Source organism: Gilliamella sp. wkB195 (genome assembly GCF_001690445.1).
In the GTDB taxonomy this organism is placed as follows: domain Bacteria; phylum Pseudomonadota; class Gammaproteobacteria; order Enterobacterales; family Orbaceae; genus Gilliamella; species Gilliamella apicola_E.
This window is the reverse complement of the sequence record NZ_LZGP01000011.1, coordinates 408,990-426,113: the sequence shown is the minus strand read 5'-3', so window position 1 is coordinate 426,113 and position 17,124 is coordinate 408,990. Positions and strand designations below refer to the sequence as shown.

The 17,124-nt window shown below is 34.5% G+C and carries 15 protein-coding genes; 9 read left to right on the top strand and 6 right to left on the bottom strand.

Going from position 1 to position 17,124, the window contains the following annotated elements; genetic code table 11:
* Positions 1–155 precede the first annotated feature (155 nt).
* The 5 genes from A9G08_RS04035 to A9G08_RS04015 all read left to right on the top strand — a co-directional run bounded on the left by A9G08_RS04035 (position 156) and on the right by A9G08_RS04015 (position 7,716).
* The gene (locus A9G08_RS04035; protein WP_065562442.1) at positions 156–2,420 is read left to right on the top strand and encodes an aconitate hydratase; all 2,265 of its coding nucleotides are present in this window, start codon (positions 156–158) and stop codon (positions 2,418–2,420) included.
* Between the two features lie 19 nt (positions 2,421–2,439).
* Complete coding sequence (gene icd, locus A9G08_RS04030; protein ID WP_065562441.1) at positions 2,440–3,702, top strand: NADP-dependent isocitrate dehydrogenase; 1,263 nt, start codon at positions 2,440–2,442, stop codon at positions 3,700–3,702.
* Positions 3,703–3,719: 17 nt separating this feature from the next.
* A complete protein-coding gene (locus A9G08_RS04025; protein ID WP_065562440.1) occupies positions 3,720–5,075 on the top strand; it encodes a citrate/2-methylcitrate synthase in 1,356 nt (451 codons plus the stop codon).
* Positions 5,076–5,213: 138 nt separating this feature from the next.
* Positions 5,214–6,749 carry a murein biosynthesis integral membrane protein MurJ gene (gene murJ, locus A9G08_RS04020; protein ID WP_065562439.1) on the top strand — a complete coding sequence of 512 codons (1,536 nt, stop codon included), beginning with the start codon at positions 5,214–5,216 and terminating at the stop codon, positions 6,747–6,749.
* Positions 6,750–6,780: 31 nt separating this feature from the next.
* Positions 6,781–7,716: a hypothetical protein gene (locus A9G08_RS04015; protein WP_065562438.1), complete on the top strand. Its 936-nt coding sequence runs from the start codon at positions 6,781–6,783 to the stop codon at positions 7,714–7,716.
* Here the strand turns inward: A9G08_RS04015 and dusC are convergent.
* From dusC to A9G08_RS03985, 6 genes are all read right to left on the bottom strand, one after another.
* Positions 7,713–8,663: a tRNA dihydrouridine(16) synthase DusC gene (gene dusC, locus A9G08_RS04010; RefSeq protein WP_065562437.1), complete on the bottom strand. Its 951-nt coding sequence runs from the start codon at positions 8,661–8,663 to the stop codon at positions 7,713–7,715. The genes A9G08_RS04015 and dusC overlap by 4 nt on opposite strands.
* Positions 8,654–9,433, bottom strand: coding sequence for a molybdopterin-synthase adenylyltransferase MoeB (locus A9G08_RS04005; protein WP_065562436.1), 780 nt, complete (start codon positions 9,431–9,433; stop codon positions 8,654–8,656). The genes dusC and A9G08_RS04005 overlap by 10 nt, the downstream gene beginning before the upstream one ends.
* Positions 9,434–9,504: 71 nt before the next feature.
* Positions 9,505–10,824, bottom strand: a complete 1,320-nt coding sequence (locus A9G08_RS04000) for an amidohydrolase (protein WP_065562435.1) — start codon at positions 10,822–10,824, stop codon at positions 9,505–9,507.
* A gap of 20 nt (positions 10,825–10,844) precedes the next feature.
* The gene (locus A9G08_RS03995; RefSeq protein ID WP_065562434.1) at positions 10,845–11,294 is read right to left on the bottom strand and encodes a hypothetical protein; all 450 of its coding nucleotides are present in this window, start codon (positions 11,292–11,294) and stop codon (positions 10,845–10,847) included.
* A 10-nt stretch (positions 11,295–11,304) separates the two neighbouring features.
* Positions 11,305–12,081: a DUF3100 domain-containing protein gene (locus A9G08_RS03990; protein ID WP_065562433.1), complete on the bottom strand. Its 777-nt coding sequence runs from the start codon at positions 12,079–12,081 to the stop codon at positions 11,305–11,307.
* 32 nt (positions 12,082–12,113) lie between these two features.
* Positions 12,114–12,659, bottom strand: coding sequence for a cysteine hydrolase family protein (locus A9G08_RS03985; protein ID WP_065562432.1), 546 nt, complete (start codon positions 12,657–12,659; stop codon positions 12,114–12,116).
* Between the two features lie 285 nt (positions 12,660–12,944).
* On the opposite strand from A9G08_RS03985, the gene aspS reads away from it, so the two are divergent.
* Genes aspS through ubiD form a run of 4 tightly spaced genes read left to right on the top strand, consistent with a single transcriptional unit; the run spans position 12,945 to position 17,108 of the window.
* Positions 12,945–14,702, top strand: a complete 1,758-nt coding sequence (gene aspS, locus A9G08_RS03980) for an aspartate--tRNA ligase (RefSeq protein WP_065562431.1) — start codon at positions 12,945–12,947, stop codon at positions 14,700–14,702.
* 10 nt (positions 14,703–14,712) lie between these two features.
* Positions 14,713–15,162 (top strand): dihydroneopterin triphosphate diphosphatase, encoded by a 450-nt coding sequence (gene nudB, locus A9G08_RS03975; protein ID WP_065562430.1) that lies wholly within the window; start codon positions 14,713–14,715, stop codon positions 15,160–15,162.
* A gap of 15 nt (positions 15,163–15,177) precedes the next feature.
* The gene (locus A9G08_RS03970) at positions 15,178–15,594 is read left to right on the top strand and encodes a hypothetical protein (RefSeq protein WP_065562429.1); all 417 of its coding nucleotides are present in this window, start codon (positions 15,178–15,180) and stop codon (positions 15,592–15,594) included.
* Between the two features lie 50 nt (positions 15,595–15,644).
* A complete protein-coding gene (gene ubiD / locus A9G08_RS03965; RefSeq protein ID WP_065562428.1) occupies positions 15,645–17,108 on the top strand; it encodes a 4-hydroxy-3-polyprenylbenzoate decarboxylase in 1,464 nt (487 codons plus the stop codon).
* The last annotated feature ends 16 nt before the right edge of the window (positions 17,109–17,124 follow it).

The window sequence follows — 17,124 nt, the reverse complement described above, 5'->3', positions numbered from 1 at the left end:
AAGTTAACAATAAGTATTACTGCAAGATTGCATAAAACAAAAATAATGCTATATTGTCTGAATATTTAATCATAAAAAAAGAATAAATATTCAATCATCCTGATTGTGAGTAAGGCTCTAAAGGATATTATAATATAAGCAATGGGAGCTTAATTATGGTTTTCGATATTGATTTAATAAAAGATATTTATCAACATTACCCGCAAAAAATTGATCTTATTCGCCAGAAAATTGGAAAACCATTAACCTTGACGGAAAAAATCCTTTATGCCCATCTTGCTGAAGGTGAAGAGCTTAAAGCTTATAAAAGAGGGGAAGATTATGTAAATTTTTCTCCAGATCGTGTCGCTATGCAAGATGCAACGGCACAAATGGCACTATTACAATTAATGAATTCTGGTCGTAAACGAGTTGCGGTACCTTCAACAGTCCATTGTGATCACCTTATTCAAGCTTATAAAAATGCCCATGATGATCTCATCATTGCTGAAAGTAATAACCATGAAGTTTATCAATTTTTACGTGATGTTTCGAACAAATATGGCATCGGATTTTGGAAACCTGATGCAGGAATCATTCACCAAGTAGTGCTTGAAAATTATGCCTTTCCTGGTGGTATGATGATCGGTACCGATTCGCATACCCCTAATGCAGGTGGCCTATCCATGATTGCCATTGGTGTTGGTGGCGCTGATGCTGTTGACGTGATGGCAGGTATGCCGTGGGAACTAAAAATGCCAAAAATTATTGGTGTAAAGCTGATTGGAAAATTATCTGGGTGGTCATCACCAAAAGATGTCATTTTAAAACTAGCTGGTATTTTAACCGTTAAAGGTGGTACTAATTCAATTATTGAATATTTTGGAGAAGGTACTGAGTCGTTATCAGCTACTGGTAAAGCAACAATTTGTAATATGGGAGCTGAAGTTGGCGCAACAACCTCAATCTTCCCTTACAGTAAAAAATCTGCTGATTATCTTGCCATGACTGGTCGTCAAGAAGTAGTGGATTTAGCTAATACATTGGTAGATTGTTTCAATCCTGATAAAGAAATTTTAAAGCAACCTGAAAATTATTATGACCAAGTTATTGAAATTAATTTATCGACCTTAGAACCTTATGTGAATGGTCCATTCACACCTGACTTAGCTTATCCTATTTCAGAGCTTGCTTCTGCCGTTAAAGAACACGATTATCCAGACAATATGGAAGTTGGACTTATTGGATCATGTACTAATTCTTCTTATGAAGATATGATGCGCGCAGCTTCAGTTATTGATAGTGCTAATAAATTAGGCTTAAAAGTAAATGCAAAATTAATTATCAATCCTGGCTCAGAGCAAGTTAAATATACTTCTAAACGTGATGGCATTTTAAGTCGTTTTGAACAAGCAGGTGCTGCTATTATGGCTAACGCATGTGGCCCTTGCATTGGGCAATGGCGTCGTGATGAAGTTGCCGATGAACACAAAAATTCGATTGTCACCTCGTTCAATCGTAATTTTGCTAAACGTAATGATGGTAGCCCAAACACTTATGCGTTTGTTTGTTCCCCAGAAATTGTAGTGGCATTATCAATTGCAGGTAAATTAAGCTTTAATCCACTTACTGACCATCTCATTAATGTTAAAGGTGAAAAAGTGAAACTTCCTGAGCCACTCGGTGATGAGTTGCCAAAACAAGGATTTGCGGTTGATGATGCTGGGTATATTGGGCCAATAGCTGATGGTAGTGCAGTTGAAGTTCGTATCGATCCTCATTCAGATCGACTACAACAGCTTTTACCTTTCACTCCTTGGGATGGTAAAGATATTATTTCGCAACCACTATTGATTAAAGCAACTGGTAAATGTACCACAGACCATATTTCAATGGCTGGAAAGTGGCTAAAATTTCGTGGTCATCTAGATAATATTTCAAATAATATGCTAATAGGTGCGGTTAATGCCTTTAATCAAAAAACGAACTGTGTGTTGGATGCTCAAACGGGAGATTATGTTGAGGTGCCTGCATTAGCACGTAAATTAAAATCACAAGGAATCGGGTCAATAGTTGTTGCTGAAGAGAATTATGGTGAAGGTTCATCAAGAGAACATGCTGCAATGGAACCACGTTTTTTAAATGTTAAAGCCATCGTAGTTAAATCGTTTGCTCGTATTCATGAAACCAATCTAAAAAAACAAGGTATGCTTGCTTTAACCTTTGTCAATAAAGATGACTATGACAAAATTCGTGAAGATGATCAAATTAGCATTACTGGACTCAGTAATTTTGCTCCTGGAAAAAATCTAACATTAACCCTTCATCATCGTGATGGTAGTAAAGAGTCTTTCGCCGTTTCGCACACTTACAATCAAGCACAAATTGAATGGTTCAAGGCAGGTAGTGCATTGAATAAGTTAAAAGAAGAAGTTAAGTAAAATAAGAGGAATAGACAATATGAATCAGCAAGTTTCAATTGAAAATGGACAATTAGTTGTACCAAATCATCCAACGATTCCTTTTATTGAAGGTGATGGTGTGGGTAAAGAGATTTGGCACGCTGCTCGAGCTATTTTTGATAAAGCAGTTGAAAAAGCTTATCAAGGTAAGCGTAGTATTCAATGGAAAGAAGTACTTGCTGGTGAGAAGTCGTTTAATTTAAATGGATCATGGCTACCTGAAGAGACCATGATTGCCTTCAAAAATTATCTTATCGGTATCAAAGGACCATTAATGACACCTGTTGGCGGAGGGATTCGCTCACTAAATGTTGCATTGCGACAAGAATTAGATCTTTATGTTTGTTTGCGCCCTGTCCGTTGGTTCAAAGGTGTTGAATCACCAATAAAGCATCCTGAAAAAGTAAACATGACCATTTTTCGTGAAAATACCGAAGATATATACGCCGGTATTGAATGGCAACAAGGTTCTGATGATGCTGAAAAGTTTTATCATTTTTTATCTGAACAAATGAAAGTAACTAAAGTTAGGTTCCCTAAAACCTCAGCTTTTGGTGTGAAACCTGTCTCAATTGAGGGATCTGAACGCCTAATACGCTCAGCAATCAAGTATGCGTTACAACATAAATTACCGTCTGTGACCCTAGTTCATAAAGGTAATATTATGAAATTTACCGAAGGTGGATTTAAGCAATGGGGTTATGAACTTGCGGAAAGAGAATTTGCTGACGCAGTTTTCACCATGAATCAATATGCAAAAATTCAGAAGGCCCAAAGTAAAGCAGCAGCGGAACAAGCATTACAAACCGCTAAAGCAAACTCTAAATTAATTATTAAAGATGTTATTTGTGATGCATTTTTACAAAATACATTATTAAAACCTGAGGACTATTCTGTTGTTGCAACATTAAATCTCAATGGTGATTATGTATCGGATCAGCTGGCTGCCATGGTTGGTGGTATTGGTATTGCGCCAGGTGCTAATATTAATTATTTAACCGGACATGCTATATTTGAAGCAACACATGGTACCGCACCTGATATAGCAGGTCAAAATCAAGCCAATCCATCATCACTTATATTGTCAGGAGTGATGATGTTTGAATACTTAGGTTGGCATGAAGTAGGACAATTAATCACTAATGCGATGGAAAGTTTGTTTCAATTAGGTAAAGCAACAACTGATTTAGCACGCTTTATGCAAAATGGACAATCATTATCAACAACTGAATTTACTCAAGCAGTAATCGATAATTTATAATTCAAAGGGGATGGTTAATGAAAGAAAAGTTCTTGGTTTATAAATTATCGGAAACCATTAAAAATACTAGTAAAATTGAATCGCAGTTATTCGAACAATTTAATGTAAAACGTGGATTACGTAATGCAGATCATACTGGTGTATTAGTTGGATTAACCAAAATTGGTGATGTATTAGGCTATGAACGCTTAGAAGATGGTTCACTAAAACCAATTGCCGGTAAATTATTATACCGAGGAATTGATATTGAAGAGCTGGTTCATAATGCTCAACAAGAGCGAAGAACAGGGTTTGAAGAAACTATCTATTTATTATTATCTGGTTACTTACCCGATAAAGAAGAATTACGAGATTTTTCACGTTTACTCTGTGAGTCGATGGCGTTAGAAAAACAAACTAAGATTGCCATAATGGAACTTGAAGGCCATGATGTGATGAACATTTTGGCTAGAACTGTTCTTGAAATGTATACTTATGATCCTGAACCTGATGATACCTCACGTGATAATTTAATGCGTCAATCCATCGATTTAATTGCTAAATTCCCAGCAATTATTGCTTATGCTTACAATATGTTAAGTCATAGTGCTAAAGGTAAATCACTGCATATCCGCCATCCACACGAAGATTTTTCAATTGCAGAAAATTTTCTCTATATGATGAAAGGATCCGGTCGATACACAGAACTTGATGTAAGAGTACTTGATTTAGCCATGATTATTCATGCTGAACATGGTGGCGGGAATAATTCAACTTTTACCGTTCGCGTAACGAGTTCTACGGGTACCGATACTTACTCATCTATTGCTGCAGGTATAGGATCATTGAAAGGTCCATTGCATGGTGGGGCTAATTTGCAAGTAGGAAAAATGCTTAAACATCTTGCCGAAGAGATTAAAAATTGGACTGATGCAGATGAAATTGATGCATATCTACAACGTATTTTAGATAAAGAAGTGTTTGATCGAAAAGGGTTAATTTATGGTATTGGTCATGCGGTTTATACCGTATCAGACCCAAGAGCCATGTTGCTAAAAGAGATGGCCCATAAACTTGCTCAAGAAAAAGGCCGAGAAAAAGAATTTAACTTTCTAAACTTACTTGAGGAACGTGCGATTCATGCAATAGTTAATCGTAAAAATGCCAGAACTAAAAAACAAGTCTGTGCTAATGTCGATTTTTATTCAGGTTTTGTTTATGACATGATTGGGTTACCAAAAGAAGTTTACACGCCATTATTTGCTATGTCGCGAATCGTTGGATGGTGTGCTCATCGCATTGAAGAACTTAATTTTGATGATCGTCGAATTATACGTCCTGCCTATAAAAACATTGGCGAACTTATGCCTTTTATTCCTTTGAAAGATCGTTGATACATATACCGTCAGTATCATTCTGACGGTGATATTAAAATGGCTGTTTATTAAAAAATCATGGTGATTTAGAACAATAGTTTGTAGACTATGCTTCATTAATCGTTTTTGACTATGTACTTGGTACATAAATCGTATATGAATCTTTTAAAATCTTTAGCTACAGTTAGCTCAATGACAATGGTTTCACGCGTTTTGGGGTTTGTTCGTGATGCTATTATTGCCCGTTTTTTTGGAGCGGGAATGGCTACGGATGCATTTTTTGTTGCTTTTAAACTGCCCAATTTACTTCGACGAATTTTTGCTGAAGGGGCTTTTTCCCAAGCTTTTGTACCGATTTTAGCTGAATATAAAAATCAGCAAGGCATTGAGGCTTCACGTACTTTTGTGGCTTATATCGCAGGTTTATTAACACTGGTATTAGCTATCGTTACTTTAATTGGTGTTGTAACTGCACCATTTATTATAATGATAACTGCACCAGGTTTTATGCAAGAATCATCAGATAAATTTGAACTTGCAACAATTATGCTACGAATTACTTTTCCTTATATCTTTTTTATCTCACTTGCATCATTAGTGGGTGCTATACTTAATACTTGGAATCGTTTTTCTGTACCTGCATTTGTGCCAACATTGTTAAATATTAGCATGATTGCTTTTACCTTATTCTTAACCCCTTATTTTAATCCACCAGTGCTTGCATTAGCTGTTTCTGTTGTGGTGGGGGGAATTTTACAATTGCTATATCAGCTACCTTATTTGAAAAAGATTGGTATGTTGGTTTTGCCTCGTATTAGTTTTAAAGATAGTGGTGTTTGGCGAGTGTTAAAGCAGATGGGGCCCGCTATCTTAGGTGTATCAGTCGGTCAAATATCGTTAATTATTAATACAATATTTGCATCATTTTTGATATCAGGTTCTGTTTCATGGATGTATTATGCTGATAGATTAATGGAATTTCCTGCAGGTGTACTAGGTGTTGCATTAGGAACTATTTTGTTACCATCTTTAGCCAAAAGTTTTGCCAAAGGTGACCACAAACAATATTCAGAGTTGTTAGATTGGGGACTTCGCCTCTGTTTTTTATTAGCTTTGCCAAGTACTGTGGCATTAGGTGTTATTTCTAAACCATTAATATCAACTCTTTTCGAGTATGGTCAATTTACTTTAAATGATACTTTGATGACTCAACGCGCATTAGTCGCTTATTCAATTGGTTTGCTTGGATTAATTTTGATTAAAGTATTAGCCCCCGCATTTTATTCCAGACAAGATATTAAAACACCGGTGAAAATTGCAATAATAACCCTTATTTTAACGCAATTGATGAATCTGGCTTTTATTGGACCTTTACAACATGCAGGCCTTTCATTATCAATTGGACTTGCAGCATGTTTTAATGCTGGTTTATTGTTTTGGCAACTTCGTAAGAAGAAACTCTACCAACCACAACCAGGTTGGTATCGATTTTTACTCAAGGTTATTATTGCTGTTTTATTGATGTCAGTAGCGTTGTGGTTTGGAGCTCAGTTATTACCCGATTGGTCTACAGGTTCAATGCTAACAAGAATTGGATATTTATTCTTGCTAGTTATTGTTGGTATTTGTATCTATTTTGGCTCGTTGGCCTTGATGGGCTTTAAAATAAAACATTTTATTAAAAGAATTTAATAAGTTGTGGTATTGATAACAAGGAAGTTAAATGCAAAAAGTATCTTTTTTTAAATTGCCGTTAACAGGATGTTTAGTTTATTTTTTATTTAGCACATTTTTGAATACATCTTTTTTATATTTGCAACACAATGCTTCAATTCCAGATAATATGTTTTGGTATTTCTTTTTTGAATCAGATTTTTTATTTCGGTTTTTATTGGAAAAAAGTTTTATAGAAGCATTATGGGTTTTTGGTCTTTTAGTGGTCTTCTTTTATTCTTTCCGTATTCATATTGTTAATAAAGCTAATATAACTTTACTAATCATTTTAATGTTGATTTATTCAATTATTGCATCTTTCATTGCAATTAATACAAACGTTAAACTCCAAAATTATCATCTTTATTCAATATTATTCAGTTTAGCATTTGCTATTATTCGTTATTCACTCGAAGCCTTGCTTTTGTATTATTTTATTGGCTTTTCTAAAATTTATTTTGTTAAAGATCAAAATGAATTTGTTTTGACTAAAAAAAATTCCTCTGAAATTCACTTTATTCTTTTTTCTATTTTTAGTTGCTTTATATTTCTTAAAGGTTTTAACCTTCTTTACCAACCTCTTTTAGATAAATTTGATGTTTCTATTTTTTTTACTACTATTTATCTGAGTGCCTTATTATTGGGTCTTGTATTGAGTAAACGATGGTTTCATATTTTTTCTGATAAAGTTCTATATATAAAACTTTTTAAAAGTGTATCAATATCAAATATTTTAATTTTAGCCGTTGTTTATATTACCTTTACCATCATTAATAACAATCCAACCAAATACTATATTGATTCGTTTGTGACAATATTTAACCATATTAGTAAATTATTTTTAGTATTATTGGTTATTTTATTGATTTGTCTAATTCTTAATAAAGTAACTAAATATTATTTCGGTATGACAAATTTTAAAAAGAGTCAAAATGAATCGAATTAATTATTTAATTTAGTTTTTAAAAAATCACAGATTTCAGTTTGTGATTTTAATTGTCTTATTTCAGGCAGTAATACCGATGCTTCTGGATAATGCTGTTTTAAATAAGCTAACCATTGTTTAATTCGAGCAGAATGATAAAGTGGCTTTACATCGTCAATAGCCGTCATCGCATAACTAAGTAGTATTTTTATGACTTCTTGCCAGATTAATGATGAATGTTTATAACGAATTTTATTAGCTAAATTAGGAATATTTAGTATCCCACGGCCAAGCATGATGTCATTTGTTTGGCTATGTTTTATGCAGTTGTAGGCATCTTCAATAGAAAAAATTTCGCCATTAGCAATAACTGGAATGGTTAGTTTTTGTTTTATCTTTCCAATTGTTGACCAATCAATTTTATCAGCTTTATATCCATCTATTTTTGTTCTACCATGAATGACAATTTCATTTGCTCCTGCATTTTCAATTGCTTTTGCAATTTCGTAACAGCGGGATTTATCTTCCCATCCTAATCGAATTTTAACTGATAATACGGGATTAGAACCTATTGCTGTTCTAACTTGATTCACAATGTTATATATTTGATTCGGATATTGTAATAAATAAGCACCGCCATGGTTGCCTACTACTGTTTTAGCCGGACAGCCAAAATTAATATCTACACCATAAGAGCCTAACTCGATAGCTTTAACGGCATTTTCAGCTACCCATTCAGGTGATTGTCCCAGTAGCTGGATACGTACAGGCGTTCCTGATATTGTTTTGCCATCATTATGAAGTTCTGGGCATAGTCGGAAGAAAGTTCGATTAGATAATTTATGGTTGGTCACTCTTACAAATTCAGTTACACAATAATCAAACTTATTAATTTCAGTTAAGATTTCTCGAACATGATAATCAAGCACTCCCTCCATTGGTGCTAAAATAATTCGATTTATTTGCATTTTATGGCCTGTGTAGTATGTTGATTTCCACAAATAATACAATTACTTTGTTTAGCAAATGTAACTTGGTTAAATTCCATCGTCATGCCATCAACCATCAATACTCTCCCAACTAGAGGTTTCCCATACTTGGTAAGTACTTTGATGGATTCTAGTGCTTGAATTGAACCAAACATACCGACTAATGGCGCCATTACCCCTGCTTCAATACAAGTAAGCTGGTTTTGACCAAATAATTGACTTAAGCAATGATAACATGGTTGATCATCTTCATAATTAAATACAGTCAGTAAACCTTCCATTCGAATTGCAGCTCCTGAAACTAAAGGTTTTTTTTCTTGAAAACAGCAACGATTAATTTGTTCACGACTCGTTAAATTATCAGTGCAATCAATGACGATATCATGCTGTTTGATTACTGTCATTAATTCACTATCAACCAGCTTCTGATTAATGGTGTCAATAATCATATTTGGATTGATTTGGCTTAATTTTTGCTTAGCTATATCAACCTTATATTGATTTATGGATTTTGGCGTGTATAAAATTTGTCGATTCAAATTTGATTCGGATATGGTATCAAAATCAATTAAAGTCACTTTGCCTATGCCAGATGCAGCTAAATAGAGGGATGCAGCACAACCTAACCCGCCTAATCCAATAATTAAAACTGTACTGTTTTTTAAAACTTGCTGCCTATCAATATCAAAACCATGCAAAGCTATTTGCCTGTCATAACGAAACAATTCTTGGTCGGTAAGCGTTAACATATGAAGTTATAAAGGTTGATGATGAAGTGGATAGTATAAACTTGGCACAAGATTGTGCCAAGTTTTTAACTTTATTTGTCAAAACCCGATAGGAATTTTAAATATTCTTCCTTAGACATTAACGGTTTGTAATTCGCCATTAATGTTTCGGCTGGTTTCGCATCATCATAGAGCAAATCAATAATGGTACAAGCCATCATTTGAGCAGGGCGAATATAGGCCATATCTTCATCAAATACGGTATAGTCTTTTCCATGTAAAATACCTCTAACCGAACCAATCCAAGGGTGACTTACTGGCATAATATGAGATAGGTCGCCAGTATCTGTACTTCCAGTCATATGAGGTGCGATTGAAACGTTTTCTTCACCAATTAAATTTTCAGCATTTTGCTTTAAAAGGTCATTAAGTGTTGGGTTATTATGTAACGGTAGGTAGCCTGGTAAATCTTTAATTTCACAAGTTGCACCAACAGCCATTGCACCAGCTTTTAATGCTTGATTGATTCTTTCATTAGCATCAATCATTGCAGGAACATTACCTGCTCGTACATAGCTTTCCATTCTTACATCGCTTGGTACAACATTTACTAAGTCACCACCTTGGGTAATAATTGGATGGAAGCGAATATAATCTTTTTCTTGAAAGGTTTCGCGAATAGCATGAACACCCATCATCCCCATCATAGCTGCATTTAAAGCATTTACGCCAGCATGAGGGGCTGCCGCCGCATGAGCTGCCTCTCCCTTATACTTAATTAATTTACCGATAAAACCATTACTTGTGGTTGAGATTTCAATAAAACCATCCTGACGTTCATTTGGGACGCTTGTTAAATGTATTTGTAATGCCATATCAACATCATCAAAATCACCTCGTGAAATCAATTCTGGTTTTCCGCCAATGTATTTGATTTTGCCTTCTTCAATTAATCGGTTTCGATAGGTAATTTCAACATATTCTTCTGCAGGGACAGCAAATGGTACCACATCCCCGGCTAAAAATTGCATTGCACCTGAGTCAATTAGCCCCATAGTGACAGCCATCATATTAGCGATTTGCGCATTATGGCCACAACAGTGAGCCGCTCCTGAAGTTTCGTCTGCGGCAGGGTGGTCGGCACAAATAATTGCATCGAGCTCGCCAATAATGGCAATGCTATATTTACTTCCTTTCCCACCTTTTAATCGACCTTTAACACCAGTTAAGGCTAATTTATTTTTAAATGGAACACCTAATTTCTCTAAAGCGTCTTCTACTTTTTTAGCTGTTTTATGTTCTTTGTAACCAAGTTCTGGCTCTGACCAAATTGCTTCAGCAATCGACTTGATATCTGCTTTTCGATTTGCAATTGCATCGCAGACTTTTTTCTTTAGTTCTTCTTTAGTCATAAATAAAATCCTTATCCAAATTAGATAACGCCTTCCCAATGTAAAGTAATTTGAGCAATTAGGGCAGCAAAAATAAACGTACCAGAAAAAACAGCTAAAGATACGGGAATGATACGCCAAGATATATTTTTAAATAGCGCAAGATCTTTACCAATCGCTAGTCCCGCATAAGCAAGTACTGGTGTACAAACAGCAAGTAATGAGACTTGATCTGTAATTGCAACCACTTCTTGATGATATGGGAATATCGGTGCTGATACAATAGCAGCAACAACGGATACCCATAGAATTACAGGAAGTTTATTTAAAACAGGTAATTTACTTATTAATAATCCTGCAATAGATATGACAACTAACACAGCTAATGCTTGAAGCGATAGCATAAAATCAATTTTATATCCTACAGTGTTACCTGCTGCCATGATAACGGCTACTAAAATAAGTACAAAAATTGTTTCTAAAATTTTCATATTCGATTCCTTATTTATTGCGACGAAGGCGAGCTAAAGTGTTATACATGAAAGAAGCGAAAGGCAAAGAAAATAGTGTATAAATATATATGCCTACAATACCAGACATTAAGTTCGCTGTTGTTGCATAAGCATTGATATTTTCTGATAAGTCAGGATATAAATCACTTATCGGTGCCAATGAAGCAGCCATCATGCTCCCACTACCTACTCCAGCTCCCATTGCTAAAGCATAAGGGTGAAGAATATTCAATTGTGCTATTATGCTTGCAAGGATACTCATCCAAATTGCACCATAAAGAGTCCCACATACATACATAGCCATAACACCTCGTCCTTCAGGTGAATCTAGCCCATATTTATCTGCAACAATAGCTATATTAGGTTCGCGAGCAACAGAGTAGGTTGCACCAACTGCCTCTCTTTTCATACCTAATAACATAGCTAATGGTAATCCAAGTAAAATTGTTCCTGCAAAATGGCCTAATTCTTGAAAAATTAGGGCTAACTTGGCATCGTTTAAAATCATGTCAATTTTAGGACCTACAGCTACACCAAGCTTTGCAATAAGTAATATTAATGTAACCATCATCACTAAACTGGCATGCTGCATATTTTTATTAGTTAATATTTTTAGCTTTGGTAGGCTGATTACACCGCCGAAGATCATTGCATATAACATTGGATAAACGGCGATAATCCATATTGATTGTTTACCGATTAGTTCGCAAATAATTACTACTAACAGTGCAATTATATGCAATTTATAGTCTCGTAAAACTTCCATTCCTGCTCCTTATTTTAATTTTTATCTATATTTTATATTACGGTTGCCCCTAAAGTGTTTTGAAAGTGTTTTAAAGCCCATTGATGTCCGATTGGATCAAAGCTAGCAACTGCATTTTGATGAATAATCAATTTGTAGCCTAAATTATAGGCATCAATCGCTGTGTGTAATATGCAAATATCTGTGCAGACACCAACTAAATGGATTTCAGTAATATGTCTTTCGCGTAAGCGTAGATCGAGATCCGTACCACAAAATGCCGAGTAGTGTCGTTTATTCATCCAATAAATATTATCTGAATTCTGATGTTTTTGATAAAGAGGATGTAAATTACCAAATAACTGTTGCCCAAAAGTTCCAATAATATTGTGAGGGGGAAAGAGTTTATTTTCTGGATGATATTTATCCGAAGGGTCATGAGAATCAATTGCAAAAACGATAAATTGATTATTTTGGATGAATGATTTAGTTAAATTTAATATTTCTGGCTCAATTTGTTGCCCAGCAGAACCTGTAGTCAAAGCGCCATCGTCAGCGATGAAATCATTAGTATAGTCAATTGAAATTAAAGCTTTCATATCATATGAGTAATATCCAAATAATACTAAAGCTTAGTAATAAATATCTGATAAGACAAGCTCTTAAATAAATCATTTTAAAAGCTTATCAAGATAAAACGATTTTATATTTATTATCTAATTGAATTTAAAATAGTTTGTAAAAAAATGTATAAAGTAAAATTATTATAATAAATCGAGTATAAATAAATTAAATAGTGATTATTTTCAAACATAGTCTTTATACCCTGATAAATTGCTCTATAATAATTATTATTTTTGATAACTGTACACAGGATATTTTTAATGAGAACAATTTATTGCGGACAGCTAAACGCAAGTTATATTAATCAAGAAGTCACACTATGTGGATGGGTCAATAAACGCCGAGATTTAGGTGGGATGATTTTTATTGATATGCGTGATCGTGAAGGAATTGTGCAAGTTTTTTTTGATCCTGATTATCAACAAGCATATCAATTAGCTGGCGAATTACGTAATGAATTTTGTATTCAAATTAAAGGAAAAGTAAGAGCACGACCAGAGGGCCAAATTAATAAAGATATGGTAACTGGTGAGGTTGAAATACTGGCGACTGAGCTTGTGATTTTTAATCGTAGTGATGTTTTACCGCTTGATTTCAACCAAAATAATAGTGAAGAACAGCGTTTAAAATACCGCTATATAGATTTACGCCGTCCAGAAATGGCGACTATATTTAAAACTCGCGCAAAAATTACGGCATTTGTCCGTTCATTTATGAATGAGCATGGTTTTTTAGATATCGAAACACCGATGTTAACCAAAGCAACACCAGAAGGTGCTCGAGATTATCTTGTTCCAAGTCGAGTTCATAATGGTGAGTTTTATGCGCTTCCTCAATCTCCACAACTGTTTAAACAGTTACTGATGATGTCTGGGTTTGATCGTTATTATCAAATTGTTAAATGTTTTCGTGATGAAGATTTACGAGCCGATCGCCAACCAGAATTTACACAAATAGATGTTGAAACCTCGTTTATGACAGCTGAACAAGTGCGCGAAATCATGGAAAAAATGATACGCGAACTTTGGTTGCATGTTAAAAATATTGATTTAGGCAAATTCCCAATTATGACTTTTGCTGAGGCAATGCGTCGTTATGGTAGTGATAAACCTGATTTACGTAATCCGCTTGAAATTATTGATGTGGCGGATTTGGTTAAAGATATCGATTTTAAAGTATTTTCAACACCAGCAAATGATCCTAAAGGAAGAGTGGCTTTATTATGCGTTCCAAATGGAGCCCAACTAACACGTAAACAATTAGATGATTATACGCAATTTATCTCAGTTTATGGTGCTAAAGGTATGGCTTGGATCAAAGTTAATGATCGTAGTAAAGGCCTTGAAGGTGTGCAAAGCCCAGTAGCTAAATTTTTTAATGAACCTCAAATGGGAGCATTACTTAATCGTGCCAATGCTAAAGATGGTGATATTTTATTATTTGGTGCGGATAGTTATAAAGTGGTGAGTGATGCATTAGGTGCATTACGTTTGAAAGTTGGTAAAGATTTAGGTATTACCGATGAGAGTAAGTGGGCGGTACTTTGGGTTGTTGATTTCCCTATGTTTGAGGATACTGACGAAGGCTTAAGTGCAATGCATCATCCATTTACATCACCAAAAGATTTTACCCCAGAGCAATTAATTAGCAATCCTGAAAATGCAGTAGCTAATGCATATGATATGGTAATCAATGGTTATGAAGTTGGCGGTGGTTCTGTACGTATTCATCGCAGTGAAATGCAGCAGGCTGTCTTTTCTATTTTAGGAATTGATGAACATGATCAGCGTGAAAAGTTTGGATTTTTACTTGATGCATTAAAATATGGTACGCCACCTCATGCGGGTTTAGCATTTGGCCTAGATAGATTAACTATGCTGTTAACTGGAACAGATAATATTCGAGATGTTATTGCCTTCCCGAAAACGACAGCAGCAACATGTTTATTAACTGATGCGCCTAGTCCTGCAAATCCTACAGCTTTAATGGAATTAGGTATAGAAGTGAGCAAAAAATAGCGATATTTATATGCAAAAATATAAGAACCCTGAGTCAGTATTAGTTGTTATTTATTGTAAACGGACTTTGCGTGTTCTTATGTTGCAACGTAAGGATGATCCTAATTTTTGGCAATCAGTTACAGGTAGTATGGAAGATAATGAATTACCTAGAGATACGGCAATTCGTGAAGTTTTTGAAGAAACCGGTATAGATATTAGCGGAGAAAATCTTAAATTAATTGATGCAAAACATACGGTTGAGTTTGAAATTTTTCCTCAGTTTAGATATCGGTACGCACCAGAAGTAAAGATAAATAAAGAACATTGGTTTTATTTAGCTCTTAATGATGAAATAACGCCATTGCTTACTGAACATTTATCTTATCAATGGTTAACTATAAATAGTGCAGCCAATCTTACTATATCGCCAAATAATTGTGAGGCTATTAGTAAAATTGGCTCAATTGATAAAAATTAATACAAGAGATCCAAAATGAAACTTAGCCATTATGTTATTTCGTTATTCAGCTTGTTTTTTGTAATATCTATCAGTCATGCAGAAATGAATATAAAAAAATGCAAAGTAACTAAAGAAGAAGCTTTAATTTTTGATGAATATGATTCACAAATTGCTGAAAAAATTATTGATTACAAGTTACATAATCAACCTGAAAAAAGAGAAAATAGCATTATTAAAATTTTTACAAATGAAAATAGTGAAGATCGTAATTATTGGTTAGCATCGATACAAACTGATGAAAAATCAGAATATTATCTATTTTATCAAGTTGATAAAAACGAAATTATTGAAGTTGACCAAAAACAATTTGAAGCATTATTACCTAAAATCGTTGAATGTAATCAAACAAAACAACTTCCCATATATAGTGAGAACTTTGATGAAGATTAGTTAATCTTCATCAATTAGTATTTCAATAGCGAGAGTTAAAAGGAGTAATAATGTCGTTGTCTAATTTTCGTGATTTTTTAGATTACCTTGAGCAGCAAGGTGAATTAAAACGCATTACTTATCCAATTAACCCTTATCTTGAAATGACCGAGATTGCTGATAGAGTTTTACGGTCTCAGGGACCAGCTCTATTATTTGAAAACCCAATTGGCTATGACATTCCTGTACTTTGCAATCTTTTTGGAACAGCTAAACGAGTTGCTATGGCAATGGGGCGAGAAAAGGCTACAGAATTAAGAGAAATTGGTGAATTACTAGCTTTTTTGCGAGAACCAGAGCCACCTAAAGGTATTCGACAATTTTTTAATATATTACCTAAATATAAACAAGTTCTAAATATGCCGGTAAAACGCTGTTCCTCAGCGCCTTGTCAGGAATTAATATTTAAAAATGATGAGGTCGATTTAACTCAATTGCCTATTATGCATTGTTGGCCAGATGATGTAGCTCCACTTGTAACTTGGGGACTAACTATAACTAAAGGACCACATAAAGATCGTCAAAATGTAGGTGTTTACCGATTACAGCTACTAGGTAAAAATAAATTAATCATGCGTTGGTTGTCACATCGAGGTGGGGCACTTGATTTTGCTGAATGGCAACAATCTTATCCAAATGAAAAATTTCCTATTAGTGTAGCTATTGGGGCTGATCCTGCAACAATATTAAGTTCAGTAACACCAGTACCAGATACCTTATCAGAATATGCTTTTGCTGGATTATTGCGTAATAGCCGAACAGAAGTGGTCAAATCATTATCAAATGAGTTAGAAGTTCCTGCAACCGCCGAAATTATTTTAGAAGGTTATATTGATCCCCATGAGCAAGCTGTTGAAGGGCCTTATGGTGACCATACTGGTTATTACAATGAAGTCGAAAAATTTGCTGTCTTTACAGTTACACATTTAACCAGACGTAAAGATGCAATTTATCATTCTACATATACGGGTAGACCTCCAGATGAGCCGGCTGTAATGGGTTTAGCATTAAATGAAGTATTTATCCCTTTATTACAGAAACAATTTCCTGAAATTGTTGATTTTTATCTACCTCCTGAAGGTTGCTCTTATCGTATTGCCATTGTCACAATCAAAAAACAATACCCAGGGCATGCCAAAAGAGTGATGATGGGTGTATGGTCTTATTTAAGACAATTTATGTATACTAAATTTATTATTGTTTGTGATGACGATATTAATGCTAGAGATTGGAAAGATGTTATGTGGGCTATTTCGACAAGAATGGATCCACATCGAGATACAACATTTGTTGATAATACGCCAATTGATTATCTGGATTTTGCTTCACCTATTTCCGGTTTAGGCTCTAAAATGGGACTTGATGCAACTAACAAGTGGCCGGGTGAAACTAATCGTGAATGGGGTAAAATTATTACTAAAGACGCTAAAGTAGTTGCTCATATTGATGAAATTTGGGATGAACTTGGATTGTGATAGCTTTTGTTAAATA